Here is a 14,708-nt window from a genome sequence, read left to right on the forward strand (position 1 = left end):
CGCCCACCGACAACCCCCGCCACTCATCCACAGCCCAAACCCCCCAAGACCTGCAAAAACCCCGGCAATTCCGGCGCGAACCGCGCCGAATATCTCGCCCTACCTGAGCTGAGGCGAGGGGGTGGGGTGGTAGGTGGGGGAGGTGGTGAAGGGGTGGGTGAGTTTGAGGCGGTGGGGGAGGGTGTGGAGCCAGGTGCGGGCGTGGGTGAGGGGGTGGGTCGGGTAGAGGGGGTCCCAGGGGTCTTCGTCGGAGGGGAGGTAGGGGAGGGCCGTGGTGAGGGTGGGGTCGTAGGGGTGGGGCGGGGGTGGGGGTGTGGTGGCCGAGGTGCGGGGGTCGGGCGGGGGCGGGGCGGGGATGACGTGGCGGACGTGGACGGCCCGGGTGGCGCGCAGGAACCAGATGGACAGGCCGTAGGAGATGACGGGCAGGGCCGGGTGGATCGTCTTGTAGAGCTGGGCCAGGCCCGTGATGGAGCCGACGGTGACGGGGTCGGCGGAGATCAGGCAGCCGGTGGCGGCGTGGTCGCGGGCGAGGGCGCGGCGGGCGGCGTCGAGGTCGTCGAGCCAGTGGGGGTCGTCGGGGGGCTCCAGGTCGGTCTCGAGGGTGGTGCGGCCGCCCGTGGACTCGTCGAGCGCGCTTCCGTCGGGTAGGGCGGTCCAGCCTGACGTGTCGAGGACGGCGGCGGGCGGCAGCGGGAAGCGCAGCACTGACACGTCGGTGACGGCCCCGTGCGCGCCCGCGACGACCTCACCCGGGACGCCGACGCGCAGGACCCGCCGCAGCGTCGCGACCGCGGTCCGGCTGACGCGTTCGGAGTGCTCGTGCAGGTCCTCGGGTTCCAGCGCGTAGCCCTGCGGGGTGCGCCGCCAGCCGAGCGCGGTGAGTGCGTCGCCGTCGGCGGGGGTGAGCCGCCAGTGCGCCGACGTGCTGTGCGCGTCGGACAGGTGTCCGGCCACGTGGTGGACGCTCCGCCGGAACGTCAGGTGCCTTCCGCCGGGGACCCGAAGGGCCACCTCCGCGCCCGGACGCGCCGCGCGCAGCACCTCGCCGAGAACCGTCGCGTAGTCGTCCCAGTCCTCATCCATGCCACGACCTTCGGAACCCGGCGTCCGCGCTGTCAACGCCGCACCACGGGTGATCCACCCCGGTTGACGCGCTGACCAGCGCCGGAGCGGCAGACCTCCGTCCGGAACCGGACAGACGTGACGTCACGCGAGGCGTCCTCGGCGGTGACTGAGGGTAAGTCCTGGGGATAAGGGGCGCTTCGGGGGAGGCGCGGGGGAGGAGCCCTCATGGACGTCGAGGTGAAGACAGCCCTGGGCAAGGTGCGGGGCGTAAGAACGGAAGGTTGCTGCGAGTTCCTGGGCATCCCGTACGCCGAGCCGCCTGTCGGGGAGCTGCGTTACGCGGCCCCCAAGCGCGCGGCCCCCTGGGAGGGCGTCCTGGACGGCACGAGGTTCAGCCCGTCGCCCCCGCAGATGCCCGACGTGTCAGTGCCGCCGCCGCCCGAGGGCGTCCCCGCGCAGGAGTACCTGACGGTCAACGTCTGGACGCCCGACCCGGGAGCGACGCGGCTGCCCGTCCTCGTGTGGATCTACGGCGGCGGCTTCATCGCGGGGACCAGCGCTGACCCGTCCTTCGACTGCGCACGCCTGGCCAGGGACGGCGGCGGCGTCACGGTCTCGATGAACTACCGGGTGGGGGTCGAGGGGTTCGCCCGCCTGGAGGGGGCCGTAGGCAACCGCGCGCTCCTCGACATCGTCTGCGCGCTCGAGTGGGTCCACGAGAACATCTCGGCTTTCGGCGGCGATCCCGGCCAGATCACCCTGTGGGGCCAGTCGGCGGGAGCGGGGACCACGATGGCCGTGGCGGTCATGCCGGCCGCCGAGGGGCTGTTCCACCGGATCATCGCGGGCAGCGTGCCGAACACGTGCTTCGCTCCGGACCTCGCGGAACGGGTGACGGGCGAGATCGCGCGCGAGGCGGGCCGCGCCCCCACAGCCGCCGACTTCTCTCGGGCCGACCCGGACGACCTCGTCCGCGCGCTCGACGCCGTCGCCAAGAGAGCCAGTCAGTACGCCGAACGTTGGGGCCCCGCGTTCTACGGCCCGGTCCTGGGCCCGGTGGTGGACGGCGAGGACCTGCCCGTCGACCCTTGGACGGCCCTCGCGGGCGGCGCACTCGGCAGGGTTCCCCTCCTGCTCGGCCACACCCGCGACGAGTTCCGTCTCTTCCTGGCAAGACAGGGCGAACTAGGAGAGATCACCGAGAAGCAGACGAAGGAGCTGATCCACGCTCTAGCCCCCGGAACCGCCGCCGCCTACGAACGGAACTCCCCGGGCGCGACAACCGAGGAGATCTACGGCGAGGTCTACAGCGACTGGCTCTTCCGGATGCCGACGTACACGCTGGCGAGGCTGCACGCCGGTGAGACGCACCTGTACGAGCTCGACTTCACCGTGCCCGTCCACCACGGCGCGCTCGGCGCGCCGCACTGCAGCGACCTGCCCCTGGTCTTCGGCGTGTTCGACCGTGGCCTCGGCACCGAGCTGTACGCGGACTCCCCGTCCCCTGAGGCGATCGCGCTCGGCGACGCGATGCGCCAGCGGTGGATCGACTTCGTCCGCTGGGGCGACCCCGGCTGGGAGCCCTTCACCGGCGAGGACGGCCCCACAAGGCTGCTGGCCATCGGCTCGCGCACGGCCCCTTACCCGCGCGCGGGCTCGGCGGGCATCTGGGCCGACCACGTCTGGGGCCCGGCTACCTGACGCCCTCGGCGGCCGCCGCGCGGCGGCGTGCGATGCGGCGGGCGGCGGCCCACCTGCTGAGGCCGCCGCCGGTGAACGTGCCGAGCGCGCCGCCGAGCCCGATGGCGGCGGTGACGACGAGCAGCGCGGCGGCCTGCCCGACGGCCTCGGCCCTGCCCTGGGAGTAGGCGACGAAGGTCGCGTAGATCTGCGGGGTCGGCAGGATCGACCCGGCGATGGCGGGCAGCAGGATCGACCGCGCCGGGACCCTGGTGAGCGGCGCGGCGAGCGAGGCGATGAGCCCGAGGACGGCCGCGGCGGCGAAGGTCGCGAATCCGGCGCGCATCCCGAGCCCGAGTTCCGCCCCGGTCTGGATGAGGCCGGCGGTGATGGCCGCGGCGATCGCGAACCCGAAGACGCGGGTCGGCGCGCTGAGCATCATGCAGCAGCCGAACGCGGCGAACGCCCACAGCGGCAGCGCGGCGATGGGCGGGAGCTTGGTCGCCGAGGTGCTGGCGAAGTCGTCGGCGAGGCTCGGCGCGAGCAGCGCGACGGCGAGCAGCGCGGTGAAGATCGCGACGGTGGTCATCGCGATGGAGACCGTACGGTCGGCGGCGAGGGAGCGGAAACCGTTGACGGCGTCCTGGGAGACCGACACGACGGTGAGCACGGGCAGCAGGATCGCGAGGTTGGCCGCGAGCATGCTCGCCACCTCGCGCGGCGCGGCGAGGCCCGCGCTGACGAGCCCGACGGCGAGCAGCCCGAGCACCGCCGCGACGATCGCCATGACGAAGAAGTACGGCGTCCCTGCCTTGCTGAGCGTGGCGGTGAGGACCGCCCAGACGACGAACGCGCCCATCGCGAGGATCGCCGCCCAGGGCGTCCCGCCGATGACGAGGCTGAGCATCGCCATGACGAGGCAGCCGCCGAGCAGCGACGTCCACAGCGGCCTTCCGCCCTTGCCCGCGAGGATGTCGTCAAGCTCGGACTCGACTTCGGGGACGGACAGTCTGCCCCGGATCGTCCGGTCGGCGAGCTGGGAGAGCCGGGTGAGGTTGCCGAGGTTCCACCCGTCGTCCACGGGCAGTGTGGTGAACATCGTGAGGGGCCTTGCCCCGGGCGGCGCGTACTGGGCGTGGACGCTGCGTCCGGCGATGTCGACCTGGACGTGGTCCATGCCCCACGCGGCGGCCATGGCGACGAGGTTGTCGCGGATCGAGCCGGTCTCGGCGCCCGCGACGAACAGGCCGCGCCCGAGCCTGAGCATGACCCGCAGCGCCCGGGTGGCGGTCGGCTCGTCCACGGTCCGCGCGGGCGGGAGCTCGGCGGTGCCGTAGTCGCCGCCGTGGAGCTTGTCGGCGGTGGTCTGCTCGTCCTCGGCGAAGTCCCGTTCGCGCTGCCTGTCCCGTTCGCTGCGCTCGCGGTAGCGGTGCAGGATTCCCAGCTGCATGGTCACGCCTCCGTGCGGTGTGCGGTGACCGGAGCCTTGCCGTGTTCCGGCGGGGAGAAGCCCAACCGCGGGTACATGTTCCGGCCGCTGTGGCCGCTTTCACGGGGTGTGAACGCGCTCACCGAGCGTTGTGCTCGCTTTCACGGTGTTCGTCGGCGATCACCATGGGTGACGGATTTGTCGGCCCACCCGGGTAGCCGCGAGGTTTCGGAGTTCTCACCGGCCCCTCCCGCAAGACGGGTCAGTGCGCACTTTTGGCCCGTCGCCGAACCGTCTCAAAGCGTGACCGCCCGCCCCGGAACCCCCGCGCAGTCGGCGTTATGGCGGTTGACCTGCGCTTTCACCCCCCTTCTCCCGGTCCATGATCACCCGGTTAACCTCTTGGAGATATTTGACATTTGATATGAGATATCTACAGAATCCGGGGTGTCAGTCGAGGAGTTGAGGTGAGGGGCGTGACGGTGGCGCAGGAAGAGCGCGACGGGCTCGTTGAGGCCGGGTGGCTGCTTGAGGCGGTCGCTTCGGTGTTCCGGGCCGTCGGGTTCGGCGAGGGCGCGGCCGCGGTCGTGGCGGAGTCGCTCGTGGAGGCCGACCTGAGGGGGGTCTCCTCGCACGGGGCCATGCTCGTGCCGATGTACGTGGACAGGGTCCTTGCCGGATCGGTGTCCCGCAAGGAGGCCGCCGAGGTCGTCGTCGACCTCGGGGCGGTCGCGGTGCTCGACGCCGGCGACGCGCTCGGCCAGTTGACGTCGGACCAGGCGATGGCGCTCGCGGTCGACAAGGCCAAGAAGCACGGCGTCGGCGTGGTGGCCGTCAGGCGCGCGTTCCACTTCGGTGGAGCGTTCCGCTACGTGCAATACGCGGCGGCGCACGGCTGCGTAGGGATCGCCGCCGCGAACACACGGCCGCTCATGCCCGCCCCGGGCGGCGCGCGTCCGGTCGTCGGCAACAACCCGATCGCGGTCGGCGTGCCGAGCCGGGACGGCCACCCCGTCGTCCTCGACATGGCGCTGTCCGAGGCCGCGCTCGGCAAGATCCGCATCGCCGCCTCCGAGGGCCGCGCGATCCCCGCGACATGGGCCACCGACGAGCAGGGCGCGCCCACCACCGACCCGGACGCCGCGCTGAAGGGCATGCTGCTGCCCGCCGCCGGCCACAAGGGCTTCGGCCTCGCGCTCATCGTGGACGTCCTCACCGGCGTCCTGTCCGGCGGCGCGTCCGGCAGCAAGGTCAAGGGCCTGTACGCCGACGTGTCAGTCCCGAACGACTGCGCGCACTTCTTCCTCGCCCTCGACGTCGCGGCCTTCGGCGACGCCGACGGTTTCGCCGAGCGCCTCGCCGCGCTCGCCGCCGAGATCACCGGCTCGCCCACCGCCCCGGGCGTCGAGCGGCTCTACCTGCCGGGCCAGATCGAGGCCGAGCGCAGCGACGCCGCCGCCGCGCGCGGGGTCCGCGTCGAGGCGAGCGTGCTCAAGGCGCTGCGCGAGACGGCCGCCAAGGTCGGCGCGGAACTCCCGGAGGCGCGGCGATGATCCGGACCTCCTTCGACGCGACCGGCGAGGTCGTGGTCATCACCGGCGGCGCGAACGGCATCGGCGCGGGCCTCGCGCGCGGGATCGCCGCGCGCGGCGGCACGGCCGTCGTCTTCGACGTCGCCGCCGGGCTCGACCTCCCCGGGGTCGAGCACGTCAAGGTCGACGTCTCCGACCGCGCGGCCGTGTTCGCCGCCGTCGAAGGCGTCATCGCCAGGCACGGCCACGTCGACGGGCTCGTCGCGGGCGCCGCGATCCAGCCCCGCACGAGGGTCGCCGAGATGCCGTCGGACGAGTGGGCCCGCACCCTGGGCGTCAACCTCGACGGCGTCGTGTGGTCGTGCCAGGCGGTCCTCCCGTCGATGGTGGCGCGGCGTTCCGGCTCGATCGTGATGTTCACGTCGGGGCTGGCGCACATGGGCCGCGCCGAGGCGTCGGCGTACGCCGCGAGCAAGGGCGCGCTCATCCCCTTCGCGAAGTCCCTGGCCGCCGAGGTCGCCGAGCACCGCGTTCGCGTGAACGTGCTCGCCCCGGGGGTCATCGACACGCCCCAGTTCCAGGCCGCCAACCCCGAGGGCGGCGAACGCGAGCACTGGGCGAAGACGACCGGCATCGGCACCCCCGAGGACGTCGTCGGCCCGCTGCTCTTCCTGCTGTCGGACGCCGCGACCATGACCGGCTCCCAGCTCAGCCGCGACCGCGCGTACCCCAAGGAGTGACATGTCCGACCCTTCCGCGAAGGAGAACCTGCCCGTCGCGATCGTGGGCGGCGGCCCGGTCGGCCTCATCACCGCTCTCGGCCTCGTCCACCACGGCGTCCCCGTCGTCGTCTTCGAGGAGGACGACAGCCTGTCCCTGGACACCAAGGCGGGCACCGTCCTGACCAGGACCCTCGAGGTCCTGCACCGCTACGACGCGCTCGACCCCGTCCTGCGCGCGTCCCTGCGGATCGACGAGATCGGCGAGATCGACCGGGTGACCAACGAGCCGACCCTGAGCGTGCGTACGGGCGAGCTCACCGAGGACACAAGGTTCCCGTTCGTCATCAACATCCCCCAGCACCACCTTGAGCCGGTCCTCCGTGACGCGTTCGAGGCCAAGGCCCCCGGCGCGCTGCGGATGGCGCACCGGCTGGAGAAGTTCGTGCAGGCCGACGACCATGTCGAGCTGCACCTGAACGGCCCCGAGGGCGCGACCACCTTCAAGGCCCGCTACCTGCTCGGCTGCGACGGCGGCCACTCCACGATCAGGGGCCAGCTCGGCATCACCGTCGAGGGCAAGACCCTCGAAGAGCGCTACATGCTCGTGGACATCAAGGCCGACCTCGACGTCGCCAACCCCCGCGACTACCCCTACCTCGCCTACTTCTCCGACCCGGAGGAGTGGATGATCCTGGTCCGCCAGCCGCACTGCTGGCGGTTCCTGTACCCGCTGCCCAAGGACGCCGAAGAGCCGACCGTAGAAGAGCTGCGGGAGAAGACCCGTAGGTTCATCGGCGAGGTAGACGACATCGAGGTCATCGGTACCAACGTCTACAAGGTGCACCACCGCGTCGCCCGCAAGTGGCGCGACGGAAGGGTGTTCCTGCTCGGCGACGCCGCCCACCTCATCACCCCGATGTGGGCGCTCGGCCTCAACACCGGCGTGCTCGACGCGTCCAACCTGCCGTGGCGTCTTGCGTGGGTGCTGCGCGGCTGGGCCGACCCGAAGGTCCTCGACGGCTACGAGGTCGAGCAGGCCCCGATCGCCGTCAAGGGCTCGGGGCAGATGGCCGAGGCGGCCCGCCAGTACATGGCCCGCGAGGGCGCGGCGCTCGACGCGATGACCGACGGGAACTGGGGCAACGCCTTCACCCGCGCGATGCTCGGCGTCACCCTCGACGTCGACGGCACCGGCGAGTGGTCGATGTTCAAGACCGGCGACGCCCCCCTGCCCGTCCGGGCGGGCGACCGCGCGCCCGACCTGCCGGTCTTCGGGCCTGACGGCGGCGGCGTCCACCTGCACGACCTGACGAAGGACTCCTTCGTCGCCCTGTACTTCACCGACACGCGGCGCGGACCCGTCATCCCGGCGCAGGACAGCCCGGCGCTGCGGCGGTTCGCCGTCTCGCGCTGGGACGCGCCGCACGACTCGGGACTGCGCGACCGCGCCCTGTTCGACCCGGCCGAACGCCTGCGCCGCCGCTTCGGCGTCCCGGCCGACACCCTCGTCCTGCTGCGCCCCGACGCGCACGTCGCGGCGGTCCTGCCGTTCGACCCGAGGTCGGACGAGGACGTCGCGGCCGCCGTCTACGCGCGGATCACCGGACGCGCCCCCGCCCCCTTCGAGGAGAACGCATGAGCGAGAACACCTCAGGACTCGTCGGCCCCGACGGCGAGCCCGTCGTCCCCGGCCTCGTCGGCCCCGACGGAAAGCCCCTGGCGCACGACAACACCCATGTCGTCGGCCCCGACGGCGAGCCGGTCTCGCTGGGGAGCGTCGGCCAGAACATCGTCCTGGAGAACGAGTTCGTCCGGGTGTGGGAGATCGACCTGAGCCCGGGCCAGAAGCAGCCGTGGCACCAGCACCTTAACCCCTACCTCGTGGTCGCGATCGAGGCCGCCGACAACCGGATCGACGCCCTGCTCGGCGGCGACCCCCGCCTGGTGCACGAGCCCGCGGGCGGCGTCATCTACCGCGAGCCCGGCGAGGTCCACATGCTCACCAACCGCGGCGACACCCGCTACGTCAGCCGCCTCATCGAGTTGAAGTTCCTGGGAGAGAACCGTGGCTGAGCCGATCCGTCCGAAGCGTCCCGAGGGCATCTCCGAGCACGAGTGGGCGGAGAACCTTTCCGAGCCGGCCAACTACGGCGGCGAGGCCCCCGAGCGCTCGCGCGAGCAGGACGTGACGACGCCGTCCGGCGAGGTCATGGGCAGGTTCCGCGAGATCCTGCTGCAGACCCAGGACCTCGACTGGCTCGACAAGACCCTCGAGGGACTGTCGCACAAGCCGCTGTGGCGCAACGACGACACCGGCGCGTCGATCTCGCTCGTGCGGTTCAAGAAGGGCTCAGGCATTCCGTCGCGGCACTCGCACGCCTCGAACCAATTCATGTTCTGCCTTTCCGGCAAATACACGTATGTCCCGACAGGTCTGACCCTCACGCCCGGCTCCTTCTACTGGAACCCCAAGGGCAGCCTGCACGGCCCCACCCACGCCGACGAGGACACCGTCCTGCTGGAGATCTACGACGGGCCGCACTACCCGACCCAGCCCGAGTGGTACAGCAGCGCGGAAGACGCCCGCTGAGCAGGGCTTTCCCTGTCTTAAAGAGGAGAAGAGAAATGCCGAAGCAGGAAGTCGTCAGCGCCGAGCTCGCCGTGCCGAACGGCCATTTCGCCCAGGCGACAGTCGCGAAGGCGGCGGGCAGGTTCGTGTTCATTTCCGGAATGACCGCACGTAACGCCGAGGGCGGCGTGACCGGCGTCGGCGACGTCACCGCGCAGACCCACCAGGTCTGCCAGAACCTGAAGGCCGCCGTCGAGGCTGCGGGCGGCACCCTTGACGACATCGCCCGCGTCGACGTCTACGTCCGCAACATGGAGGACTTCCAGGCCATCCACGCCGTCCGCCGCCAGTACTTCACCGGCGTCGCGCCCGCGTCCACGATGGTCGAGGTCTCCAAGTTCGTGAACAAGGACTACCTCATCGAGATCAACGCCATCGCCGTGGTGGAGGACCGATGAGGTACGGAGCCGCCCTTGTCGACGGCGTCCGCCGCACCGTCGTCGTCGTGGGGGAGGAGGCCGCGGTCCTGCCGTCCGGCGCGCCCACGCCCGACGACGCGGTCCGCGACGCCGCCGCCCTGGAGGCCGTCCGCGACGCCGCGCAGGACGCCCCCCGCGTCCCGCTCGCCGGACTCGACCTCCGCGCCCCGCTCGAGCGCTTCAACCGGGACATCCTGTGCACCGGCTGGAACTACTGGGAGCACTTCGAGGAGTCGCAGGGCAAGCGCGAGGGGCAGGACCCCAAGGAGCGTCCGAAGCACCCGACGTTCTTCACCAAGGGCCCGGACACCGTCATCGGCCCCTTCGACGGCATCGCGTTCGACCCGGACATCTCCGCCAAGTGGGACTACGAGGCCGAGGTCGCGATCGTCATCGGCAAGACCGGAAGGTCGATCCCCGAAGACAAGGCGCTGGATCACGTCGGCGGTTACCTCATCGCCAACGACGTCTCCCAACGCGACCTCCAGCGCGCGCACGGCGGCCAGTGGCTCAAGGGCAAGAGCATCGACGCCACCATGCCGCTCGGCCCGTGGATCACCACCCCCGACGAGATCGCCGACCCGCACGACCTCGCGATCACCTTCGACCTCAACGGCGTCCGCCTCCAGGACTCCACGACGAAGCTGACCGCGTTCTCCTTCGCCCGCGTCATCGCCGAGCTGAGCTGGGGCATGACGCTGCGCGCCGGGGACGTCGTGCTGACCGGCACCCCGCACGGCATCGGCAACGCCCGCGAGCCGCAGATCTTCCTGGCCGAAGGCGACGAGCTCGTCACGCGCGTCGCGGGCCTCGGCGAGCTGCGCAACCGCATGGTCCGCACCCGCCTCGCCTGACCCGTACCCCACCCGTAAGCGAAGAAGGAGACCACGCCCCTCATGGCCGGCATCGACCTGCACACCCACCTCGCGCCAGTCCTCACCGACGCCGACGTCGCGGCCCTGCCCGGCGTCGAACGCGACGGCGGCAGGCTCGTCGTGGACGGGTCGCGGGTGGGCATGCCCCGGCTCTACCAGCCCGAGGCGCTCACCGTGTGGCTCGCCGAGCGCGGCCTCGACGCGGGCGCGGTCTCCGCTCCGCCGCCGTTCTTCCGCCAGCACCTCGGCCCCGACGACGCCGCCGTCTGGGTCAAGGCGGTCAACGACGGCGTCCTGAGGGCCGTCGAGGGCCGTCCGAGCCTGCTGCCGATGGCCTACCTCCCGCTCGACCAGCCCGAGGCGGCGGCCGCCGAACTGACGCGGCTGCTCGCCGAAGGCGCGGACTGGGCGGGCTTCGCGGCCTCGGCGGGCGGCGGATCGGTGAGCCTCGCCGCGTCACGGCTCGACCCCCTCTGGGAGCTCCTGGCCGCCGACGGCCGCCCGCTGCTCCTGCACCCCGGATCCAGCCCCGACTCAAGGCTCGACGAGTTCTACCTGGCCAACCTCCTCGGCAACCCCTACGAGACCGGCGTCGCCGTCGCGCAACTGCTCTTCGGCGACGTCCCCGGCCGCTTCCCCGGCCTGCGCTTCCTGCTCGTGCACTGCGGCGGCGTCGTCGCCTCGGTGCTCGGCCGCTGGCAGCGCGGCGTCGACACCGAACGGCCCGGCCTCCCCGCCCTGCAGGCCCCCCTCACCGAGGCGCTCGGCGCGTTCTACGCCGACTGCCTCGCCCACGACCCCGCCGTCGTCGACCTCGCGGTCGCGCGCTTCGGCGGTGACCGGATCGTCCTCGGCAGCGACTGGCCGTTCCCGATGGGCAGCGACGACCCCGCGTCGCTCGTCGCCCACCTCGACGGGGACCTCGTGCGCCGGATCAGCGAAGAGAACGCCCGGACTCTGCTGTCCTCCCCCCACAGAGTGAAGGAAGAACGATGAAGCTCACCTCTACCGCCCGGCTCGCGGGCATCGCCGGAGTCCTGCTGCTGGCCGTCACCGCGTGCGGCGGCGGCGCGGAGGACGGCGACTCCGGCGCCGCCCTGGAGAAGGTCAACTACCTCACCTCGTTCAACACCTTCGGGCGCGACGCCTACGTGTACGTCGCGCAGGAGAAGGGCTACTTCAAGGAGGCCGGACTCGACGTCGACGTCAAGCCCGGCTCGGGCACCGTCGACGTCATGAAGCTGCTGGCCAGCGGACGCGCCGACTTCGGCCCCGGCGACTTCACCGCCGCCTCCATCACCATCGCCAAGGAGTCCCTGCCGGTCACCGCCGTCGCGATGGTCCACCAGAAGACCATGGCCGGCATCGTCTCCCTCGAGGGCAACGGGATCAGCAAGCCCAAGGACCTCGAAGGCAAGTCGATCGCCGACCAGTCGGGCTCCACCAACCAGGTGACCTTCCCCGTCTACGCCAAGGCCGCGGGGATCGACGCGGACAAGGTGAAGTTCGTGTCCTCCACCCCGCCCGCGCTGCCGCAGCTCCTCGCCGGCGGCAAGGTCGACGCGATCGGCCAGTTCATGGTCGGCGCGCCGCTCGTGGAGAAGGCAGCCAAGAACAAGAAGGCGGTCCTGCTGCCTTACGGCGACTTCCTTCCCGAGCTGTACGGCAACGCGCTCATGACCTCCACCAAGCTCGCCAACGACAAGCCCGAGCTCGTCGAGAAGTTCACCGGCGCGCTGCTCAAGGGCCTCCAGTACTCCATCGACAACCCCGAGGAGACCGGAGAGATCCTTAAGAAGTTCCAGCCCACCCAGGACGCCGCCATCGCCGCCGCCGAGACCGCGGCCATGAAGGAGTACGTCCTGCCCCAGGGCGCGACCCTCGGCGCCGTGGACGAGGCCGCCGTCAAGGCCAACATCAAGATCCTCACCGAGGCGGGCGCGATCCCGTCAGGTGTGACCCCCGACCAGCTCGTCGACTTCGACGTCGCGGTCCAGGCGGACAGGTAGTCCCACGCGGGACAGGTAGGAGACCGCAGATGATCGAGCTCAGGCACGTGTCACAGATCTTCCAGACCCGCGAGGGCCGCGTCCACGCGCTGGACGACGTCAGCCTCACCGTGGAGCGCAACGAGTTCGTCACCCTCGTGGGGCGTTCCGGCTGCGGCAAGTCCACGCTGTTGCGGATGGTCGCGGGCCTGCAGAAGCCGACGTCCGGGACGGTGACGGTCGGCGGCAGGCCCGTCGACAAGCCCCGGCAGGACGTCAGCTTCATGTTCCAGAAGGCGGCCCTGCTGCCCTGGCGCACGGTGCTGGACAACGTGATGCTGCCGGTGGAGATCCTCAAGCTCGACAAGGAGACCCACCGCAGGCGGGCGCACGAACTCCTCGAACTCACCGGCCTCGCCGGATTCGAGAAGCGCCTCCCGCACGAGCTCTCGGGCGGCATGCAGCAGCGCGTCTCGCTGTGCCGCTCGCTCATCCAGAACCCGGACGTCCTGCTCATGGACGAGCCGTTCTCCGCCCTCGACGCCCTCACCCGCGAGGAGCTCTCGGTCGAGCTCCAGCGGATCAAGATGGAGCAGGAGACGACGATCGTGTTCGTCACCCACTCCATCGAGGAAGCCGTCCTGCTTGCCGACCGGGTCGTGGTCCTCAGCCCGCGACCCGGCCGGCTCCGCAAGATCATCGACGTGGACATCCCGCGTCCCCGCACGCTCGGGCACAACGCCTACGCCGACCGCGTCACGTCGGTGAGCGCCGAGCTGCACGAACTGCTCATGCCCGAGCCCGCCGGAGGCCGCTGATGACCGCACAGACCCTGAGCAAGGGCCACCGCAAGAAGGCGCGGGTGAACCCCCGCGACCTCGCGATGGCGTGGAGCATGCCGGTCCTCGGCGTCATCGGGACGGTCCTGGTGTGGTGGGCGGCGACCGTCGTGTTCGCCATCGACCCGTTCCTCGTCCCGTCGCCGGTCGACGTGCTCGAATCGTTCACCACCCAGCCCGGCTACCTCATGGAGCAGTTCTGGGTGACCCTCCTGGAGACCGTCCAGGGCTTCGCGCTCGCCGTCCTGGTCGGCGTCCCGATCGCGGTGCTGATCGCGATGTCGAAGATCGTCGAGCAGGTCCTTTACCCGCTGCTCCTCATCGTCAACGCCGTCCCGAAGGTCGCGATCGCCCCGATCCTCGTGGTCTGGATGGGCTTCGGGCAGATGCCGAAGATCGTCATGGTCTTCCTGCTATGCTTCTTCCCCATTGTGATCTCCACCGCCACGGGACTGAAGAACACCCCGGCCGAGCTGGTCGACCTGGTGAAGTCCCTCGGCTCGAGCCACCTCCAGGCGTTCTTCAAGGTGCGGTTCCCCAACGCGATGCCCCATGTCATGGTCGGTCTGAAGACCGCCACCTCCCTCGCCGTCATCGGCGCGGTCATCGCCGAGTTCGTCGGCGCCGACGCCGGCCTCGGGTTCGTCATCGTGCAGTCCGGCGCGAGCGCCGACACCGCCCTGGCCTTCGCCTCGATGGCGATGCTCGGCGTCATGAGCGTCGTGCTGTTCTACGTGCTCAGCGGCCTGGAGAAGATCCTGCTCCCGTGGGCCGAGGACAACAGGTGAGCGGCAGTCCCCTGCGCGGGCCCTCGGCGCTGACCCCGAGCAGGGGGCGCACCCTCGCCGACACCGCGGCGTCCGAGGTGCACCGGATGATCCTCGCCGGGGAGCTCCCGGCCGGGTCCCCGCTGCGGCTCAACGACCTCGCCGCGCTGCTGGAGATGAGCCCGATGCCCGTCCGGGACGCCATGCGGCGTCTTGAGGCGCTCGGCCTCGTCGAGATCATCCCGCACAAGGGCGCACGGGTCCGCGAGCTCACCGAGGACGACCTGCGCGACACCTACGAGGTCAGGATCGAGCTCGAGTCCCTGGCCACCGCGCGGGCCGCGCTGATCATCACGCCAGAGGCCGTCGAGCGGGCCGCCGAGGCGCTGGCCAGCCACGAACAGCTCCTGCTCGCCGGTGACGTCGACAACGCGCGCCGCGCCCACACCGACTTCCACTTCGCCATCTACCGGGCGTCGGGGTCGCTGTGGCTGCCCCGCGCGATCGAACCGGTGTGGCAGAACAGCGAGCGGTACAGGTTCGCCACCGCCGACGCCGAACGGCGGCGGCTCAGCCACCTGGAACACCAGGCGATCCTCGACGCGTGCGCCGCGCACGACGCCGACGCCGCGGCGGCCGCCCTGCGCTCCCACCTGGAGAGCACGATGCACCGCATCCTCGCCGCGATGTCCGCGCGCGGCTGACCCGACCCCGCCCCGCCGACCACCCCTGACCGCGCTGTACTCTCCAAATATTTGTA

15 protein-coding genes are annotated in these 14,708 nt (G+C 71.2%); 13 read left to right on the forward strand and 2 right to left on the reverse strand.

Annotation, left to right across the window (positions count from 1 at the left end):
* Positions 1 to 99: 99 nt before the first annotated feature.
* Positions 100 to 1,086 carry a TY-Chap domain-containing protein gene (locus R9X44_RS03205; protein ID WP_319812415.1) on the reverse strand — a complete coding sequence of 329 codons (987 nt, stop codon included), beginning with the start codon at positions 1,084 to 1,086 and terminating at the stop codon, positions 100 to 102.
* 207 nt (positions 1,087 to 1,293) lie between these two features.
* Here R9X44_RS03205 and R9X44_RS03210 point away from each other — a divergent pair, with 207 nt between their 5' ends.
* On the forward strand, positions 1,294 to 2,769 hold the full coding sequence (locus R9X44_RS03210; protein WP_319812416.1) for a carboxylesterase/lipase family protein: 1,476 nt from the start codon (positions 1,294 to 1,296) through the stop codon (positions 2,767 to 2,769).
* Here R9X44_RS03210 and R9X44_RS03215 read toward each other — a convergent pair.
* Positions 2,762 to 4,198, reverse strand: coding sequence for a threonine/serine ThrE exporter family protein (locus R9X44_RS03215; protein WP_319812417.1), 1,437 nt, complete (start codon positions 4,196 to 4,198; stop codon positions 2,762 to 2,764). The two genes, R9X44_RS03210 and R9X44_RS03215, sit on opposite strands and share 8 nt — an antisense overlap.
* 455 nt (positions 4,199 to 4,653) lie before the next feature.
* Between R9X44_RS03215 and R9X44_RS03220 the strand changes: the two genes are divergently transcribed.
* Genes R9X44_RS03220 through R9X44_RS03275 form a run of 12 tightly spaced genes read left to right on the forward strand, consistent with a single transcriptional unit; the run spans position 4,654 to position 14,652 of the window.
* Positions 4,654 to 5,730 carry an Ldh family oxidoreductase gene (locus R9X44_RS03220; RefSeq protein WP_319812418.1) on the forward strand — a complete coding sequence of 359 codons (1,077 nt, stop codon included), beginning with the start codon at positions 4,654 to 4,656 and terminating at the stop codon, positions 5,728 to 5,730.
* Positions 5,727 to 6,449, forward strand: coding sequence for an SDR family oxidoreductase (locus tag R9X44_RS03225; protein ID WP_319812419.1), 723 nt, complete (start codon positions 5,727 to 5,729; stop codon positions 6,447 to 6,449). The genes R9X44_RS03220 and R9X44_RS03225 overlap by 4 nt, the downstream gene beginning before the upstream one ends.
* A 1-nt stretch (position 6,450) precedes the next feature.
* Positions 6,451 to 8,070, forward strand: a complete 1,620-nt coding sequence (locus R9X44_RS03230) for an FAD-dependent monooxygenase (RefSeq protein WP_319812420.1) — start codon at positions 6,451 to 6,453, stop codon at positions 8,068 to 8,070.
* Positions 8,067 to 8,504, forward strand: coding sequence for a hypothetical protein (locus R9X44_RS03235; RefSeq protein WP_319812421.1), 438 nt, complete (start codon positions 8,067 to 8,069; stop codon positions 8,502 to 8,504). Before R9X44_RS03230 ends, R9X44_RS03235 begins: the two co-directional genes overlap by 4 nt.
* Positions 8,497 to 9,021, forward strand: a complete 525-nt coding sequence (locus R9X44_RS03240) for a cupin domain-containing protein (RefSeq protein ID WP_319812422.1) — start codon at positions 8,497 to 8,499, stop codon at positions 9,019 to 9,021. The genes R9X44_RS03235 and R9X44_RS03240 overlap by 8 nt, the downstream gene beginning before the upstream one ends.
* A gap of 35 nt (positions 9,022 to 9,056) precedes the next feature.
* A complete protein-coding gene (locus R9X44_RS03245) occupies positions 9,057 to 9,458 on the forward strand; it encodes a RidA family protein (RefSeq protein WP_319812423.1) in 402 nt (133 codons plus the stop codon).
* Positions 9,455 to 10,333 (forward strand): fumarylacetoacetate hydrolase family protein, encoded by an 879-nt coding sequence (locus R9X44_RS03250; protein WP_319812424.1) that lies wholly within the window; start codon positions 9,455 to 9,457, stop codon positions 10,331 to 10,333. The genes R9X44_RS03245 and R9X44_RS03250 overlap by 4 nt, the downstream gene beginning before the upstream one ends.
* Before the next feature lie 42 nt (positions 10,334 to 10,375).
* Entirely contained in the window at positions 10,376 to 11,350 is a 975-nt protein-coding gene (locus R9X44_RS03255) for an amidohydrolase family protein (RefSeq protein WP_319812425.1), read from the forward strand.
* Complete coding sequence (locus tag R9X44_RS03260) at positions 11,347 to 12,363, forward strand: ABC transporter substrate-binding protein (protein WP_319812426.1); 1,017 nt, start codon at positions 11,347 to 11,349, stop codon at positions 12,361 to 12,363. The genes R9X44_RS03255 and R9X44_RS03260 overlap by 4 nt, the downstream gene beginning before the upstream one ends.
* A gap of 29 nt (positions 12,364 to 12,392) precedes the next feature.
* Complete coding sequence (locus R9X44_RS03265) at positions 12,393 to 13,160, forward strand: ABC transporter ATP-binding protein (protein WP_319812427.1); 768 nt, start codon at positions 12,393 to 12,395, stop codon at positions 13,158 to 13,160.
* The gene (locus R9X44_RS03270; protein ID WP_319812428.1) at positions 13,160 to 13,969 is read left to right on the forward strand and encodes an ABC transporter permease; all 810 of its coding nucleotides are present in this window, start codon (positions 13,160 to 13,162) and stop codon (positions 13,967 to 13,969) included. The genes R9X44_RS03265 and R9X44_RS03270 overlap by 1 nt, the downstream gene beginning before the upstream one ends.
* Positions 13,966 to 14,652: a GntR family transcriptional regulator gene (locus R9X44_RS03275; protein WP_319812429.1), complete on the forward strand. Its 687-nt coding sequence runs from the start codon at positions 13,966 to 13,968 to the stop codon at positions 14,650 to 14,652. The genes R9X44_RS03270 and R9X44_RS03275 overlap by 4 nt, the downstream gene beginning before the upstream one ends.
* The last annotated feature ends 56 nt before the right edge of the window (positions 14,653 to 14,708 follow it).

The organism is Actinocorallia sp. A-T 12471, assembly GCF_033875155.1.
Taxonomy (GTDB): domain Bacteria; phylum Actinomycetota; class Actinomycetes; order Streptosporangiales; family Streptosporangiaceae; genus Actinocorallia.

Excerpts from the sequence above, each read along its gene's own strand:
- R9X44_RS03245 (WP_319812423.1), top strand. The coding sequence starts at position 9,057 with ATGCCGAAGCAGGAAGTCGTCAGCGCCGAGCTCGCCGTGCCGAACGGC.
- R9X44_RS03215 (WP_319812417.1), bottom strand. The coding sequence starts at position 4,198 with ATGCAGCTGGGAATCCTGCACCGCTACCGCGAGCGCAGCGAACGGGAC.
- R9X44_RS03250 (WP_319812424.1), top strand. The coding sequence starts at position 9,455 with ATGAGGTACGGAGCCGCCCTTGTCGACGGCGTCCGCCGCACCGTCGTC.
- R9X44_RS03230 (WP_319812420.1), top strand. The coding sequence starts at position 6,451 with ATGTCCGACCCTTCCGCGAAGGAGAACCTGCCCGTCGCGATCGTGGGC.
- R9X44_RS03235 (WP_319812421.1), top strand. The coding sequence starts at position 8,067 with ATGAGCGAGAACACCTCAGGACTCGTCGGCCCCGACGGCGAGCCCGTC.
- R9X44_RS03225 (WP_319812419.1), top strand. The coding sequence starts at position 5,727 with ATGATCCGGACCTCCTTCGACGCGACCGGCGAGGTCGTGGTCATCACC.
- R9X44_RS03265 (WP_319812427.1), top strand. The coding sequence starts at position 12,393 with ATGATCGAGCTCAGGCACGTGTCACAGATCTTCCAGACCCGCGAGGGC.
- R9X44_RS03210 (WP_319812416.1), top strand. The coding sequence starts at position 1,294 with ATGGACGTCGAGGTGAAGACAGCCCTGGGCAAGGTGCGGGGCGTAAGA.
- R9X44_RS03270 (WP_319812428.1), top strand. The coding sequence starts at position 13,160 with ATGACCGCACAGACCCTGAGCAAGGGCCACCGCAAGAAGGCGCGGGTG.
- R9X44_RS03255 (WP_319812425.1), top strand. The coding sequence starts at position 10,376 with ATGGCCGGCATCGACCTGCACACCCACCTCGCGCCAGTCCTCACCGAC.
- R9X44_RS03205 (WP_319812415.1), bottom strand. The coding sequence starts at position 1,086 with ATGGATGAGGACTGGGACGACTACGCGACGGTTCTCGGCGAGGTGCTG.
- R9X44_RS03260 (WP_319812426.1), top strand. The coding sequence starts at position 11,347 with ATGAAGCTCACCTCTACCGCCCGGCTCGCGGGCATCGCCGGAGTCCTG.